Source organism: Mesorhizobium sp. WSM4813 (genome assembly GCF_055811555.1).
On the sequence record NZ_JBVVQU010000047.1, the window covers coordinates 1 to 16,279 of the forward strand.

Annotated in this window: 12 protein-coding genes and 2 pseudogenes; 8 read left to right on the forward strand and 6 right to left on the reverse strand. The window is 58.9% G+C overall.

Annotated features, from left to right (window positions below; translation table 11 throughout):
* Nucleotides 1-538: 538 nt before the first annotated feature.
* Nucleotides 539-793: a hypothetical protein gene (locus AC0L25_RS23785; protein ID WP_473597760.1), complete on the reverse strand. Its 255-nt coding sequence runs from the start codon at nucleotides 791-793 to the stop codon at nucleotides 539-541.
* An 877-nt stretch (nucleotides 794-1,670) separates the two neighbouring features.
* Between AC0L25_RS23785 and AC0L25_RS23790 the strand changes: the two genes are divergently transcribed.
* From AC0L25_RS23790 to AC0L25_RS23800, 3 genes and pseudogenes are all read left to right on the forward strand, one after another.
* Complete coding sequence (locus AC0L25_RS23790; RefSeq protein ID WP_473597761.1) at nucleotides 1,671-2,021, forward strand: adenylate/guanylate cyclase domain-containing protein; 351 nt, start codon at nucleotides 1,671-1,673, stop codon at nucleotides 2,019-2,021.
* A gap of 257 nt (nucleotides 2,022-2,278) precedes the next feature.
* On the forward strand, nucleotides 2,279-3,184 hold the full coding sequence (locus AC0L25_RS23795; protein WP_473597762.1) for a LysR substrate-binding domain-containing protein: 906 nt from the start codon (nucleotides 2,279-2,281) through the stop codon (nucleotides 3,182-3,184).
* A gap of 8 nt (nucleotides 3,185-3,192) precedes the next feature.
* Nucleotides 3,193-3,603: pseudogene (locus tag AC0L25_RS23800) on the forward strand (transposase family protein); the annotation flags it as partial.
* A gap of 135 nt (nucleotides 3,604-3,738) precedes the next feature.
* Here the strand turns inward: AC0L25_RS23800 and AC0L25_RS23805 are convergent.
* The 4 genes from AC0L25_RS23805 to AC0L25_RS23820 form a co-directional block, all read right to left on the reverse strand.
* A complete protein-coding gene (locus AC0L25_RS23805; protein ID WP_473597763.1) occupies nucleotides 3,739-4,848 on the reverse strand; it encodes a mandelate racemase/muconate lactonizing enzyme family protein in 1,110 nt (369 codons plus the stop codon).
* A gap of 233 nt (nucleotides 4,849-5,081) precedes the next feature.
* Nucleotides 5,082-7,532, reverse strand: a complete 2,451-nt coding sequence (locus AC0L25_RS23810; protein ID WP_473597764.1) for a GcvT family protein — start codon at nucleotides 7,530-7,532, stop codon at nucleotides 5,082-5,084.
* 73 nt (nucleotides 7,533-7,605) lie between these two features.
* Nucleotides 7,606-8,535 (reverse strand): electron transfer flavoprotein subunit alpha/FixB family protein, encoded by a 930-nt coding sequence (locus AC0L25_RS23815; protein ID WP_473597765.1) that lies wholly within the window; start codon nucleotides 8,533-8,535, stop codon nucleotides 7,606-7,608.
* Between the two features lie 18 nt (nucleotides 8,536-8,553).
* Complete coding sequence (locus AC0L25_RS23820; protein ID WP_473597766.1) at nucleotides 8,554-9,303, reverse strand: electron transfer flavoprotein subunit beta/FixA family protein; 750 nt, start codon at nucleotides 9,301-9,303, stop codon at nucleotides 8,554-8,556.
* A gap of 242 nt (nucleotides 9,304-9,545) precedes the next feature.
* On the opposite strand from AC0L25_RS23820, the gene AC0L25_RS23825 reads away from it, so the two are divergent.
* From AC0L25_RS23825 to AC0L25_RS23840, 4 genes are all read left to right on the forward strand, one after another.
* Nucleotides 9,546-10,148 carry a helix-turn-helix domain-containing protein gene (locus tag AC0L25_RS23825; RefSeq protein ID WP_473597767.1) on the forward strand — a complete coding sequence of 201 codons (603 nt, stop codon included), beginning with the start codon at nucleotides 9,546-9,548 and terminating at the stop codon, nucleotides 10,146-10,148.
* A 192-nt stretch (nucleotides 10,149-10,340) separates the two neighbouring features.
* A complete protein-coding gene (locus AC0L25_RS23830) occupies nucleotides 10,341-12,596 on the forward strand; it encodes an FAD-dependent oxidoreductase (RefSeq protein WP_473597768.1) in 2,256 nt (751 codons plus the stop codon).
* A 165-nt stretch (nucleotides 12,597-12,761) separates the two neighbouring features.
* Complete coding sequence (gene purU, locus AC0L25_RS23835) at nucleotides 12,762-13,652, forward strand: formyltetrahydrofolate deformylase (protein ID WP_473597769.1); 891 nt, start codon at nucleotides 12,762-12,764, stop codon at nucleotides 13,650-13,652.
* 15 nt (nucleotides 13,653-13,667) lie between these two features.
* The gene (locus AC0L25_RS23840) at nucleotides 13,668-14,561 is read left to right on the forward strand and encodes a bifunctional methylenetetrahydrofolate dehydrogenase/methenyltetrahydrofolate cyclohydrolase (RefSeq protein WP_473597770.1); all 894 of its coding nucleotides are present in this window, start codon (nucleotides 13,668-13,670) and stop codon (nucleotides 14,559-14,561) included.
* Between the two features lie 104 nt (nucleotides 14,562-14,665).
* On the opposite strand, the gene AC0L25_RS23845 is transcribed toward AC0L25_RS23840, so the two are convergent.
* A complete protein-coding gene (locus AC0L25_RS23845; RefSeq protein ID WP_473597803.1) occupies nucleotides 14,666-15,289 on the reverse strand; it encodes a hypothetical protein in 624 nt (207 codons plus the stop codon).
* Between AC0L25_RS23845 and AC0L25_RS23850 the strand changes: the two are divergent.
* Nucleotides 15,203-16,216 (forward strand): annotated as a pseudogene (locus tag AC0L25_RS23850) (Ldh family oxidoreductase). The gene AC0L25_RS23845 and the pseudogene AC0L25_RS23850 sit on opposite strands and share 87 nt — an antisense overlap.
* Nucleotides 16,217-16,279: the final 63 nt, after the last annotated feature.

Below are 16,279 nucleotides of genomic sequence, written 5' to 3' on the forward strand. Positions count from 1 at the left end.
AGCAAGCGAGGCGAGGTCATCGCCGAGCTACGCGGCGAACTGATCGGCATCCTTGACTTTGCCAATCCTCGGCAAAACCATCAGACCGGAGAGGTTAGGACAGAGGTCAGAGCCTGTCCCCGCAACCAAAATTAGCCCGCAAGTTCAACGACTTGCGGGCTTTTTGATTCCGGCATCTCTGCTTGTCGAGTTTGGTCCGGAATCAAATCGGAATCACCTGGGGGCAAGCCCTGGCGCGAATTTGGCGGTAAGCTGAGGCGGTGGTCGGTGGTGACGTTGCCGCTGCGATCTAACCCGGATTGAAGTTGGTTCTGGCCCATTGAGAGGACCAGGACATGAAGTGCAGCCGCTTTTCTGAAGAGCAGACCATTGGAATCTGAAGGAGCACGAGGCCGGTGTGTGCCCGCGCCGGTGGGTGCCAGCACTTGACTGATATCGATGCGGCAAGCTGTGCGATCTCCTTCGAGACAAACACCTTCGCGCCATGCCGCTCCAACAGCGGGTTCGATGGAATGATGGTCTCGCGACCGGGACCCTCTCAGACGCGATTGTCGAAAAGTGCGAAAGCCCCCAGCGCATTGCCCGATTGGGTCAGCTCGTTGGCGATGTAGACACCGCCGAGACCGTCGTCGAGAAAACGCACGCCGCGTCTATCGACGACGATCCCGCTCGCCGCCAGCTCGTCGACCCAGGGCAGGGGCCATAAGCGGTTGTTGGTGAAACCGCCGACTGACAGCACATGGCCGTAGAAGCGGGAAAGATTGCACAACGAGGCATTGTGGGCCGCTGCCACAGCAGGCAGTCGCCACCGCCGGTGCCCGCTCCACGCTGTACATACTCGCCCGGCGCCACGCCTATGTGTTCTTTGACAAGCGCGCCATACCCCTGAAAACCACCGTCAGCAAAGACGATGTGACCCACAGCCAGCAAGCCCTCTGTCGCCTGCCACACGATTTACGATTTCGCGACGACAAAAAGCGTCACTGCCGCAGCGGTGACGACGATTGGCGCATACGATAGCAGGCCGAGCTTGCATTTACACGCTGTGCTCGGCCTTTCCGATGGTTCAACTCGCGGCGGCCAAAGGCCTAATCGCTGACATAGCGCGAAGAAAGCCTGCGGCAACCCCGCATACGACGAGTGATGCGCCGTGGCATACTTCAAGCTCTCGCGCAGGCTCTCCATCCGTCCTGCAAGGATCCGCGCCGTGGCCGTGTTCGTCGCAGGTCTGGAGTAATCTCCTTCCGAAGGTGGACGCCGACGCTCCCAGGGTTCCGTAATTCGACGATGCGAGGCCAAACGGCACGCAGTGGCCGATCCGGGTTGACCCTGACTGGGCGTTTGGCGCAAACCTGACAATGGGGAGTTCCAGTGTCCTACATCATTCGTAATGATGGGTCGCGTGTTCGAGTCATGCAAGCGGCACCAAATTTCCTCAGAAAAATCAAGTGTCTAGATCCAACGATCCGGACGCTGAGTTGGAGACATCGCTTTCCGCCAGACATTTGTCTCCGCGTTGTCTCCAGAAAAATGCTTGCTACCGGATACGGACGGCGAGCAGCGGCGGCGTTCCTGGCCTCGACGCTCTGCGCCAATCCATATTCGGCGTGGTCGAAGCTGTTAATTGCCACTGAGAAGTGACCCAGTCGTGGCGTCGGATATCATCGAGCTTGTCCCCCGGCTTCAAGGTGCCGGAATCCGACGAGGCATTAGCCGTTCGGATCGGAATCAATTCGGGCCGCGTCGTCGCTGGAGTGATCGGCAACCGAAAGTTCGCCTATGATTTGTGGGGCGATGCAGTGAACGTGGCAGCGCGCATGGAAGAGACAGGCGAGCCCGGGCGTATCCAGGTGACCGACACGTTTGCAGATCACCTGCGTGACGGATTTATCTTCGAGGCTCGTGGCGAGACCGAGATCCAAGGAAAGGGCATAGTGCGAACCAGTTTCCTCCTTGGCGAAAGAGCAGGAGAACCCGGCGCCAACCAAAATGCTGTGCCGGGAGTTGCGAGCGTATGCTGAGTGGCGGCGGTCGAAGCCGACGCACCTCAGCTTAGCGATGAAATCGTCTGTCCAACTGATGAATCTCCCTCATAGCTACATACCAATCAGGCGGACTAGTTGATCAGGATATCGCGTTTCCGGGAGCTAATTGAAGTGGAACTCTCGAAGTTGCCGTCGAGGCTCGCTTCCACCTCAACGGGGGAGAAGACCAGCCAAACTCTCATCTTCGGGTTTTCGGTAGACAGTAAAGACCGGTCGTGACATGAATCGTAGTCATGTCTCTCTTACGCACCAAAATTCCATCTCCACAGTCGCTGTTTGCGTTTGTCGCCGCTGCTGATGCGCTGAATTTTTCCAGGGCAGCAGAAGAACTCAATGTCACCCAATCCAGCATTTCCCATTCTATCAGGAGTCTTGAGCATCACCTCGGCACACAACTCTTCATCCGTGCGAACCGAGGAGTGATGCTCACTGGCCATGGCAAGCATCTGTTCAAGGCGGTCAGCGGCAGCTTTGCGACAATTGAGACTGCAATCGACGAACTTCAGAGGCAGGAACTGAGCTTTATTACCATAGCCGCATCAACGTCGATGGCCACAAATTGGCTAATCCCTCTTTTCCATGAGTTTCAAAGCGCACACCCAGGGATAAAGCTCAAAATACTGACGATCGATAGGAATGTTGAGCCGGACGACTCTATTGATCTGACCATTCGGCTTCTACCACTCGCGACAGAGCGAAAAAACGCTTGGCTCATGGCTAGGGAGACTGTGTTCCCGGTTTGCTCTCGGCTATATTTGGAAGGTGCTGCGCCGTTGCGGGAGATTGATGATCTGCCAAATCATAAGCTCCTCTCGTATGAAGACCCGTATCGACAAAGGATAAACTGGCCGGAGTTTCTTGCGGCCTTGCGAATGACTCCTAAATCCCTCGAGCCGGCGGCGATATTCAATGATTATCAGCTCGTTTTGCACTCGGCGATTGCCGGCGAGGGGATCGCGATTGGCTGGACTTTGACATGCAAATTTCTTCTGGAGCAGTCCCTGCTTTGCCGTCCTTTGCAGGCCGAAGTGACCACTCAACAAGGCTTCTTTGTTCTGGGGCAGCCTGGTAGAGCTCTTCGCAGAGATTCAAAGTTGCTGGTGGATTGGCTACTCAAGCAGTCGCATGAGCTTCGCTAGAAATCAGAGAGGCCTCGGATGCCCGGTCGGTGAAGAGCCTTGAGGACGAGAACCGCAGGCTGAAGAAGCTTCCGGCGGAATCGATGCTGGACGTTGCGACGGTGAAGGAAGCGCTGGGAAAGTTCTAACGCCCAGGACAACTAACCGCTTCGTGGCCTGGGCAATCGAAGAGAAGTGCTACTCGCAGCGGCGCGCCTACGTTTGGTCGGGCTCGACCCGAAGACCTATGCGTAACGGCGACCGGACAATGCCGCCATGCGGGCGAGGCTAAAGGAACTGGCGATTGAGCAACGCCGGTTCGACAATCTTCGGCTGCATGTCCTGCTGCGGCGGAAAGGCGCCGATCTTAACTACCAGAAGCTGTTCCCATTCTATCGCGATGAGCGGCTGACGTGAAGAAGCGCGGCGGTCGCACGCGGGGGCCGATGACGGGGCGACATCAGCACCCGTTTCGCGAGAGGCCATTTGTGAGGCCATCCCCGGTGCGTCCAGCATGCTTACGGCCGGCGTCTGCCGACAGCTTAAGATCTCGTTGTGCGATCTCTGAACGCGTATCAGCCGAAAGACGCCACGGGTTTTCCAAACTGGGCTTCATCTGGGATGATACCAAGGCCTGGTCCGGTGGGCAGCTTGATGTGACCGCCCTCGATCTTGACCCCGTTTTCCGGATCGTAGTTGCCTTCCACATAGGGCTGGGCGATCCATACACCTTCAAGCAGACGCGGTTGAACGGTTGCACCGATATGGGTGCTAGCAGCCGCGATGATGTCCCCGCCCCACGCATCGTCGCAGGTATGCGGCATTGAACGGGTCTCGCAAATGTCCCGGAAGGTCGCCATCGCATGCAGGCCGCCGAGACGCGTGCCCTTCATTGCGAAGCCATCGCAGATGCCATCGCCGACAACACGGAGCACGGTGTTCAGATCCTCGCAGCTCTCGTCCAAATAAAGACCGTGATTCAGCTGACTGCGGATCGCCTTGTGTTCTTCAATCGTGTTGCAGGGCTGTTCGATAATAAAGGGAATGTCCAGGCACTCGCGGCTGAGACGTAGCGTATCCCGCGTCGTCAGCGACCGGTTGCCGTCGATAGCAAGCCGCATGCGGGTGCCTACGCGCTCCCACACCTTCCTGACACACGCGATATCGACTTCCATCGGACGGCCGCCGCCGACCTTGATCTGCATGCGCGGATAGCCTTCGTTAGCGCGTTCTTCGGCGATTCGGGCGACCTCGTCCGGCTCGCCGATGCCGCATGCATAGTAGGACGGAACGCGCTCGGTCATCGCGCCGCCCAACAGGTCGGCGACGCGCATGTTCACCTGTTTTCCCAGAACGTCGTAAGCAGCGATTTCCAACGGTGCCTTGGCGTAACGGTGACCGTTGAGAAGGCCGTCCATCCTACGACGTAAAGCCAACGGCTGAAGCGGGTCGGCACCGATAAGTCCCTGGGCCATCTCTTCCAGCGCGGCCAAGGCGCCTTTCGAGTGCTGGGGCTGGTAAGTCTGGCCGATCGGGCAGGTTTCGCCCCACCCGAAAAGACCATTGTCGGCGACGATCTTCACCAAGGTCGTCTCGAGCGCGTGGACAGTGCTGCTTGCAATCCTATAGGGGCCGTTCTTGACAGGCAATCTGTGCGAATAGACGTGAATTTCTCTGATCTTCATTTGCGGTATCTCCAAAAAAAGCGGCCTTCCATGGAAGAAGGCCAGTTGGGGAGAAGTAAAAATTAATTCCTCGCCCCCTATAACAGAAATACTATTGAGTAAGCCTGATGGAAATCCAACATTGTCAGCGTTTGCTGCAAGCTTTAGGACCGTTAGTGGCATCATCTCACAGGCTTCAACACCGACCGACAGGGGCACCCCTATAAAAGGCACTGCAAGTGAGTTTGCTGAGCCTACATCTTGGTGCGCTCTGACTTCGGGTCGTACATGGGGCGAAGCGATGCCTCCGCTGCGTATCGAACGCCCGCGATCTCGATCTCGTAGTTTGACGTGAGAACCTGGTCCTCGCTTTCACCCTCGCAGGGCACATAGCCCATGCCAATCGCGCCACCCAAATAGTGGCCATAGTTGCCGGAGGTGATGATCGAAACGATTTTCCCATCGCGAACCAAAGCCTCGTTGTGGAACAGAAGTGGCGCTGGGTCCTTCAACCGGAACTGCAGCATTCGGCGCTTCAGCCCCTCCTGTTTTATCCGCAGCACCGCTCCGCGCCCGATGAAATCGCCCTTGTTCGGCTTGACAGCAAATCCGAGTCCGGCCTCCAGAACATGGTCCTCATCGGTGATGTCATGACCGAAATGCCGGAAGCCTTTTTCGATACGGCAACTGTCAAGCGTGTGAAGGCCGCAGAGCTTCAAGTCGAACTCCTGGCCGGCGCCCTCAATCGCCTCGAAGACATGTGCGGTCTGGTCGCTGGAGACATAAATCTCCCATCCCAGTTCACCGACATAGGTCACGCGATGCGCACGCGCCAAGCCCATGCCGATTTCGATTTCTTGTGCCGTTCCGAACGGGAAGGCTTCATTGGAGAAGTCGTTCGGACTAACGCGGGTGATGACGTCGCGAGCCCTTGGCCCCATCAGAACCAAAACGGATTCGGCGGCCGTGATATCCGTGATGACGGCAAACTCTTCGGTCTTGATCTGTTTGCGCATCCAGGCGAGGTCGCGCTGCAAGGTGGCGCCGGGGACCACAGCGAAGAAGGCTGTGTCCGACAAGCGGGTGATGGTCAGATCGCTTTCTATGCCGCCCCGTTCATTTAGCATTTGCGTATAGACTATCTTGCCAGGAGCGACATCCATCTGATTGGCGCAGAGCCGTTGCAAGAAGGTCAGCGCGTCGCGACCCTCGATGCGGATCTTTCCGAACGACGTCATATCGAACAGACCGACGCCATTGCGGATCGCCAGATGCTCTTCCTTCTGGTTCTCGAACCAGTTCTGCCGTTTCCAGCTGTAGCGGTATTCACGCTCCTGGCCTTCCTTGGCGAACCAGTTGGCGCGCTCCCATCCTGCGACCTCACCAAACACGGCGCCGCGCGCCTTCAAGTGCTCATGCAGGGGTGAGCGGCGCACGCCGCGCGATGTTGCCATCTGCCGATACGGAAAATGGTCGGCGTAAAGCAGGCCTAGCGTTTCCGAGACACGCTCCTTGAGATAGCGACGGTTCTTCTGGAACGGTTGGGCACGACGGATATCGACTTCCCAGAGGTCGAAGGGCGGCTCGCCGTCATCCATCCACTGCGCCAGCGCCATCCCCGCTCCGCCAGACGAGACGATGCCGATGGAATTGTAGCCGGCAGCAACCCAGTAGCCCTTCAACTCCGGCGCTTCGCCAAGATAGTAGCGGTCATCGGGCGTGAAGCTCTCGGGACCGTTGAAGAAGGTGTGGATACCCGCTGTTTCCAGCATTGGCATGCGGTTGACCGCCTTCTCCAGGATGGGTTCGAAATGCTCGAAATCCTCAGGCAACTGATCGAAGCAAAAATCCTCGCGTATGCCATCTATGCCCCAAGGCTTGGCTTTCGGCTCGAAGGCGCCGAGCAGCATCTTGCCTGCATCTTCCTTGTAGTACGCGCATTCGTCGGGAACGCGCAGCACAGGCAGACGGGCAAGGTCAGGAATCGCCTCGGTGACGATGTAGAAGTGCTCACAGGCATGCAGTGGCAGCGTAACTCCGGAACGGCTGGCGAGATCGCGACCCCACATGCCGCCGCAGTTGACGACATGATCGGTCTCGATCGTACCCTGCTCGCCGCCCTGCACCCACGAGACGCCGGTGACATGGCCGTCACGGTCGTGCACCGCGGTGACCTTGACGTTCTCGATCACCTTGGCGCCAAGCTGGCGTGCGCCTTTGGCCAGCGCCATGGCGATGTTGGCGGGGTCGCACTGACCGTCGAGAGGCAGGTGCACAGCCCCGAGCACGTCGGAAATGTTCAGATGAGGATAGAGGTTCTTGACCTCCTGCGGCGAAATCTCGTTGACATCGATGTCAAAGGCGCGGGCAAGGCTGGCCTGACGGTAAATCTCTTCCTTGCGTTCATCCGTCAGCGCCACGGTGATCGAACCGTTTTGGCGCATACCGGTGGCAATGCCAGTCTCCTCTTCCAGCTTGACATAGAGATCGGCCGAATATTTCGCCAGTCGCGTCATGTTCTGCGACGCGCGTAGCTGGCCGATGAGACCGGCGGCATGCCAAGTGGTGCCGGATGTCAGCTGCCTGCGTTCAAGCAGGACGATGTCCGTCCACCCCAGCTTCGCTAGATGGTAGGCGACCGAGCATCCAGAAATGCCGCCACCGATGACGACAGCTCGTGCTTTTTTGGGAATATTGCTTATCATCGTGGTTCCGTAGAATGGGCGCCGGCTGGCAGCGCGGTCCGTCCTGAGTGGACGATGGGAGCGGCGAAAACTATCAAAGTGCCCTCTGCAACGCCGGTAGGACGTCGAATAGATCACCGACGATGCCGTAATCTGCGACCTGGAAGATAGGCGCTTCCTCATCCTTGTTGATGGCGACGATCACCTTGGAGTCCTTCATGCCGGCGAGGTGCTGGATCGCGCCGGAGATGCCAACGGCGATGTAGAGCTGCGGCGCCACGACCTTGCCGGTCTGCCCAACCTGCCAGTCGTTCGGCGCGTAGCCGGCATCGACGGCGGCGCGGGACGCCCCGACCGCGGCTCCTAGCTTGTCGGCGACGGGCAGGATGACCTCTTGGAACTTCTCCGAAGAGCCGAGCGCGCGCCCACCCGAGATGATGATCTTCGCCGAGGTCAGCTCCGGACGGTCGCTCTCCGACAGCCGGTTCTCGACAAAGGTCGAGAGGCCCGGATCGGCGGCGGCCGACACGGTCTCGATCGGGGCCGAGCCGCCCTCGCCCTGTGACTGGAAGGAGGCGGTGCGCACCGTGACGACCTTCTTCGGATCGGCCGACTGCACCGTCTGGATCGCGTTGCCGGCATAGATCGGACGCTTGAAGGTATCCGGGGCGACGACCTCGATGATCTCGGAGATCTGCATCACGTCGAGCAGGGCCGCGACGCGCGGCAGCACGTTTTTGCCCAGGGTGGTGGCCGCCGCGACGATCGTGTCGTAGCCGCCCGCGAGCGACACGACGAGGGCCGCGGTCGGCTCGGCGAGCCGTTCGGCCAGTTCGTCGGCTTCCGCGAGCAGCACCTTGCCGACGCCCTTCAGCTTGGCGGCGGCGTCGGCTACAGCCTGTGCGCCCTTGCCGGCGACGAGCACATGCACGTCCGAACCGATCTTCAGCGCGGCGGCGAGCGCCTTCGCCGTCTGGTCCGACAGTGAGGCATTGTCATGGTCTGCGAGGAGGAGAATGGCCATGGTTCTGAGATCCTTCTCTTAGAGCACGCCGGCTTCGTTCTTCAGCTTGTCGACCAGCTCGGCGACGGTCTTCACCTTGACGCCCGCTTTGCGACCGCTCGGCTCCTCGGTCTTCACGACCTTGAGGCGCGGCGACAGGTCGGCGCCGAAATCGACCGCCGTCTTCTCGTCTAGAGGCTTCTTCTTCGCCTTCATGATGTTGGGTAGCGACGCATAGCGCGGCTGGTTAAGACGCAGGTCGGTCGTCACGATCGCCGGCATCTTCAGCTCGACCGTCTGCAGGCCGCCGTCGATCTCGCGCGTCACCTTCAGCATTTCGCCGTCGATCTCGATCTTCGAGGCGAAGGTGCCCTGCGCCCAGCCGAGCAGTGCCGCCAGCATCTGGCCGGTCTGGTTGGCGTCGTCGTCGATCGCCTGCTTGCCGAGGATCACCAGGCCCGGTTTCTCCGCCTCGACCACGCCCTTCAGCACCTTGGCCACACCCAGCGAATCGGCGGTCTCGTCGGTCTTCACCAGGATCGCGCGGTCGGCACCCATGGCAAGTGCGGTGCGCAGCGTCTCCTGCGCCTGCGCCGGGCCGACCGAGACCACGATGATCTCCTCCGCCTTGCCCGCTTCCTTCAGCCGGATAGCTTCCTCGACGCTGATCTCGTCAAACGGGTTCATCGCCATCTTCACATTGGCAAGCTCGACGCCCGTTCCATCCGGCTTCACTCGGACTTTGACGTTGTAATCAATGACCCGTTTGACAGGCACGATGATCTTCATAGCTAAGCTCCAGATCTCAAAAACTGTGCTGATCCTGTCGATCGCGCACCTGAACGGAAAAGCAGCCCGCATCTTTTACGACCAAAAAAACTCCTTTTCAACCATGAAATTTTTGTCTTGTTTTTTCACCAGGGTGCTGATATCTCTTATTTGTTAGCTGTCGCGCAGTGGGCGGAGAAGTTAGATGTTGTACCGGTGAACGCATGAGGTTATTCGGTAGAGGTGGTTTAGAAGGGACGATCGTGCCACCACGTGCCGTTGAAAGAACTGAAGATATCGAAGAGTTAACTGTCCAGGAGGACTTGATCGGCCTCCAGATCAGAGAACTGCGGAAGGCGAAGGGCATGACGCTTCAGTGCGTGGCGGATGCTGTCGGCATCTCCGTCGGCTATCTAAGCCAGATTGAGCGCAACCAGTCTCAGCTGCCGATCGGAATCCTGAAGAAGATCAGCACAACACTAGGCGTGCAGATTAACTGGTTCTTTCATGCCAGCGATGCTCCGGCGGACGAAAAGGACATAATTGTTCGCGCTGAGAACAGGCGAAAGCTGACTTTCACGAAGCTTGGCATCCAGGAGGAACTGCTCTCGCCCAATCTCAGCGGACCGCTGGAAATGTTGATGAGCACGATCGATATCGGAGCAGACAGCGGCGACTACAGTCACGAAGGCGTGGAAGGTGGACTGGTGATATGCGGCATTCTCGACCTCTGGGTTTCAGGTCAGCATTTCCGGCTGAACGCAGGCGACAGTTTCTCGTTCAAGAGCACAGAAACGCACCGTTGCGCCAATCCGGGCGACGAGCCGACTAAGGTCGTTTGGATAATAACGCCGCCCCAATACTGATCGCGCGCGGCGCCCGATCGAGTTCGCCGATAACGCTCTGAATCAACGCGCCTCGTCACCAAACATAAGCGACCCGCATCGTTTGTCGTCATCCTGACAGCTGATAGGCAACCCTGCGCGACGTATTCCTTCAGGAGGCCTTTTTGGCCGGCCGCGACACGGCGGTTAGACAACGGATGGAATGGGACCGCTATGAGAAAGCTTGGGACAGTCGAGGCACTTTGGCGATACCCGGTCAGTTCAGTCTGCGGAGAGCGTCTCCAACATGCCGAATTCACCGAGGCCGGCCCTGTTGGCGACCGTCTTTTCGGAATCTTCGATGCAGAGACACATGAGATCGTCTTTCCATCGCGTCAGAAGCACTGGAACCTCGCACCGCTGGTTTCAGCTAGACTCGACCATGACGATAAACTCCAAATGTCTCTTGATGAAGAAAACTGGCACGATCCCGACGACGTCCGGTTTCAGCAAGAACTTGGAGAACTATTTGGGCGTCCGGTGACTGTCGTAAGGTATGGAGCTGAACTAGACGGGCAGTCTGCCAAACCCCGATATCAACATAGTCCCATTCATCTTCTCAGCCGCCAATCCATCGAAGCCTTGAAAAGGTTGCTTCCGGAAAGCGTGATCGACGAACGGCGTTTTCGCCCCAACGTGCTTGTCGATTTCGAAGGGAGTGCCGCAACATCACCGGAATACGGACTTCTCGGAAAAGAGTTTCGAATTGGCACCCTCCGCCTTCGCGGCACGCGCGAATGCGGTCGATGCAGCTTCACGACGTTGGCACAGCTCGGCTTGCCAGAAGACCGTAGTGTGCTGCGCGCGTTGATCAGCAAATTCGAGAAGAACTTTGGCATCTACTGTGACGTTCTTGATAAAGGCACGATGGAGACCGGAGACGAGGTAAGCATCGCGATACCGGCCGAGCAGGAGAAAACCGTGCTCATCGTTGGCGCCGGACAGGCTGGCGGAATGGCTGCAAAAAACTTGCGTGACCTTGGTCATGTCGGCCCGATATCCATGTTCGGAGACGAGAGGCACACGCCGTACGAACGTCCGCCGCTGACTAAGCCCGCGAAAACACCTGGCCCTGATTTCGCTCTGACAAAGGTTCTGTCGGGTGCGGAGGCGGTTGATCTTGGCGTCGATATTCACCTGGACGAAACGATCGTTCATATCGACCGCGCCAGCCGGACGATCGAAACCGCCACAGGCGCAAAGCATGCCTTCGATTGCCTCATTCTTGCAACCGGCGGGTCACCGCGCCGCCTTGCTCGCGTCAGCCGCGGCTTTAACCGCGTGCATACGATCAGAACCGCCAACGACGCCATGGCGCTACAAGCAGCAATTGGGAGCGCAACGCGCATATTCGTGGTCGGCGGCGGCTGGCTCGGCCTTGAGATCGCAGCTATGGCGCGTTCAGCGTCCATCGCAGTAGATCTCTTCGCGCGGGATGCCCGTCTCTGTTCAAGAACGCTTCCCGCCGCTGTCGGCGATTTCCTCGCCGAGGCTCATCGGGCGAACGGCGTAGAGCTCCATCTGCTGAGCGAGCCGGCCTTTGTCGAGACGCCGGATAGAGTAGAAGCGTCTCTTGACGGGTGGCGGGCCCATGCGGACCTTCTTGTCGTAGCCATCGGCATCCATCCCAACGATCACCTTGCGCGGCTGTCAGGTCTCGACACGAAAGACGGCATCCTCACCGATGAGAACGGTGCAACGAGCGATCCGGCGATCTTTGCGATCGGCGATGTATCGCGCCAGCGCAGCGGCGCCTTTCCCGAGGGAATCCGTGTCGAGAGCTGGCAGAATGCCAATGAGCAGGCACTACGGGCGGCCCGCGCCATTCTGGGTCTGGAACAGTTGCAGCCCGCGATACCCCGCTTCTGGTCCGAGCAATACGACTTCAACCTGCAGATTGCCGGAATGCCGGATGCTTCTGCAGTTCCCCTAGCCGTGGATGGCAGCGACAATCCACTTTGGACATTCGAGAATTTCGTGATTGGCGTAAACCGGACTCGGGATGTCCATCGCTTTGCACAAGGCTTGGCGAGCAGTTCCAGCGTTGAAGCAACGATCACTCACGAACTGCCTGAGCCTCAAGGCGAGACGGTCCGGCAGTTGCTGGGAGACGACATCCAAATGGCGGACGGTGAAATAAGGCGCATTTCATTCGCTGCGACAGGCGACCTCGCTCTTGTACGGCAGGGGGACAGATATTTCGCGGTGGAAGATCGGTGCCCCCATGCAGAAGCGTCCCTATCAGAAGGTTTTGTGGAGAGCGGTCGCATCGTGTGTCCACTTCATTTCGCCGAATTCGACCTCGTCCACGGCGCAGTATCCAATGCTCCCAAAGGCTGCCCGAACGCACGCACCTTTCGTGTCGAAGCAGTAGGCAGCTCTCTGTTCATACATGTCACGACAGAAATGCACGACAGACAACACGTTTGAAAATCTATCATTCATCTGTGAAATTTTGATTCATTTTTTTACGAAGTTTGCGCAGGAACGGCAGTTAGCAATGGCAGCTTATCTGATTTTGGCCCGACCGCCCGCGGCAAAGCGCTGGCCACCATTGTCTTGTGATCAACACCGGCGACTGCTCTGGAGGTCCCGTTGACCACTAACAATCTTGTCCTCACCGTTTCGTGCAAATCGACGCGAGGAATCGTTGCTGCCATCTCGGGTTATCTTGCGGAAAACAGTTGCAACATTATTGACAGTTCGCAGTTCGATGATCTCGAGACAGGGCGCTTTTTCATGCGGGTCGGCTTCCGATCCGAAGCCGGGGTTGATGAAACCGAAATCTGCGACGGCTTCGCCGAAGTCGCGAAGCGGTTCTCCATGGATTACGGCCTTAGTCGAGGCGACCGACGAACCAAGGTGCTTATCATGGTTTCGCGCTTCGGCCATTGCCTTAACGACCTGCTCTATCGCTGGAAGATCGGCGCCCTGCCGATCGACATCGTCGGCGTCGTGTCGAACCACTTCGATTACCAAAAGCTGATTGTTAATCACGACATCCCCTTTCACTACATCAAGGTGACGAAGGAAAATAAGCCGCAAGCGGAAGCCAAGCTGATGGAAGTCGTTGAGCAGTCCGGCGCCGAACTTATTGTTCTTGCCCGCTACATGCAGGTGCTTTCGGATGCCGTCTGCGAAAAGATGTCGGGCCGGATCATCAATATCCACCATTCCTTCCTGCCGTCCTTCAAGGGCGCGAACCCCTACAAGCAGGCCTTCGAGCGCGGCGTGAAGCTGATCGGCGCGACGGCGCACTATGTTACGGAAGATCTCGACGAGGGTCCGATCATAGAGCAGAACGTCGCCCGTATCACGCACGCGCAGTCGGCGGAAGACTATGTCTCGATCGGCCGCGATGTCGAAAGCCAGGTTTTGGCCAGCGCTGTCCACGCCCATATCCACAACCGCGTCTTCATGAACGGCAACAAGACCATCGTGTTCCCTGCGAGCCCAGGGTCGTACGCCTCTGAGCGTATGGGCTGAGCGACGTCTTCAAAGGTGATCGATGGAAAGCAAGTCGCCGCTTCAGTCATCGCCGCTGTGAGATCGGCGGCTGCGGTCCTTGAACAGGATACAGGCGTCAAGACCGGCCTCGCTGTCGTGATCGTCGGAAACGACCCGGCAAGCCATGCGTATGTCCGCGCCAAAAGCAAGATGGCGAAGGAATGCGGCTTCACCTCGGTCCAGCACACGTTGCCGGAGGAAACGACGCAGGAAGAACTGGAAAGCCTCGTCGCGGTACTGAATGCAGATGACAGCCTGCACGGCGTTCTCGTACAACTGCCCCTGCCAAAGCACCTGAATTCCGATCCGATCATCCAATCGATCCTGCCGGAAAAGGACGTCGACGGCCTGCATGTCGTCAATGCCGGTAAGCTCGCGACAGGCGATCTCGACGGCGGTCTCGTCTCCTGCACGCCGGCCGGCGCAATGGTTTTAGTGAAGCGGTCCCACGGCAACGATCTCTCTGGCCTCAACGCCGTAGTTATCGGCCGCTCCAACTTGTTCGGCAAGCCGATGGCGCAGCTTCTACTGGCTGTCAATGCGACGGTCACCATCGCCCATTCGCGCACCAAGGACTTGCCAAGCGTCTGCCGCAATGCCGACATTCTCGTCGCTGCGGTCGGCCAACCTGAAATGGTCAAGGCCAACTGGGTCAAGCCGGGCGCCACCCTTATCGACGTTGGCATCAACCGTATTGCGACACCCGAAGGGGGCGAAGGCAAGACGCGCCTAGTTGGCGACCTGGCCTTCGCCGAATGCGCCGAAGTCGCCAGCGTCATCACACCAGCTCCCGGCGGCGTCGGGCCGATGACCATCGCCATGCTGATGGCCAATACCGTCATCGCCGCGCATCGCAAGGCCGGCAGGGCGGCGCCGAATTTCCGATAAAAGGGGATGGCCGCTTGATGAGTTATCTTCCCGAACGCCGAAGTATGGAATTTGACGTCGTGATCGTTGGCGCAGGGCCGGCTGGCTGTCGGCTGTGATCCGCTTCAAGGCTCTCCTTCTCGAGCGGATGCAAGGGCTTGTCCGAAGAAGCCGCTATGTCGCGCAAGGCTCGACCGGGACGGGTTATCGTGCTCGATGATTGCGGCAGACGGAAAGGCTGCGGCACCGCCTGGAAACGCCGAGGACGGCCATAACGTCATCATCGTCACGCCCGATGCGCTGGTCGGGAACGAGCTCCAGCGAATGTCCGTGAACCTACCGCTGCGGCGCGCGCTCGCCCGGCTCGTCCCGCGTTTCGTCGCCGAAAGTGCGATCGGGCGCTCTGACGGCAAGACGGCGCGGATCGTTTGCTGCTCAGCGGATATGAACAAGACATTGAAGCGGTTGCGCTCGTCTGTGCTGCCACCGGCGTGGCGGACGATGAGGCGTCGCGAAAACTGGCCTAACGTGGCATTGTCCTCACGGCGATCGGCGGCTGCACAGCCGCTCGCCAGGCTTTCGCTATCCACGATGGGCGCAAGCTGGCACTTGGCCTGCAACCGCCGCAGGATATTGTGTGCAGCGCAACTGGGTAGCACCGGGTGACCGACGAGCGCGAAACGATCGAGGTTGCGGGTATTCGCCAGCTGGCGATAAACGCCTGCATTGCCTGCGGTGCGAGCCCACATGTGGCGGGCTCCCTCGTGGAGGCCACGCTATCGGCGGCGTTGTTTGGCAGCGAGGCGGTGGGATTTCCGCATTTTCTTGACTATCTGGATAGCTTCGAGCGGGCAGGATCGACGGCCAAGCGGAACCCCATATCGAGCACCCCCTGCCCGCCATGATTTCGTCCGACGCACAAGGCGGCATCGCGCAACTCGGCTTCGACCTCGCCTTCGACAGACTTGTCGAGCAAACAAAGAGCTTGGGCGTCGGCCTGTTCACGCAGCGAAACAGCTACACGGCAGGTGAGCTGGGCTACTATGTGCGGCGGCTGGCGCTGGACGGCCTCGTCGCGGTGGCGGCAGCCAACGGTCCGGCGGTGATGGCGGCGGCGGCCGGCAGCCCACGGATATATTGTACAAATCCGCTGGCCTTCGGCGCACCGGCAAGTCCGCCGGCAAGTCCGTTGGTTATTGATCAGGCGACAAGCGCGACCGCCTTCGTCAATATCGTTCGGGCGGCCTCCCGCAACGAACCAATTTCCGAGGGATGGGCGACAGACAGTCAAGGCAGCGCAACGACCGACGCCGCAGCCGCGCTGCAGGGCGCGCTGCTGCCCTTCGGGGGTTACAAGGGAGCGAATCTAGCGTTGCTAGTCGAGGTGCTATCGGCGGGCCTGTCGGGATCGTCTTGGTCGGTCGACGCGAACGATTTTCGGTCGGGTCATCAATCGCCCGGCATCGGGCTCACGGTCATCGCAGTGTCGCCAACCGCCATTTCCAAGGATTTCAGCGAGCGCTGTGCCGCACACATGGCACGGGCTGCGTGACCTCGGCGTGCACATTCCGGGCGCAAAGGCGGGTGCGGCGGCGCATGGCGCACCGCCGGCCGTCAGTATCAATCGATCCGATCTCGACGCGATCCGCACATATGCAGGTCTGCATATACACTAATTATCCAACCCAATACGACGGGTGCCTGACAGGCAGCGCCTTGCAACGCCTGCGGAGTTGCTA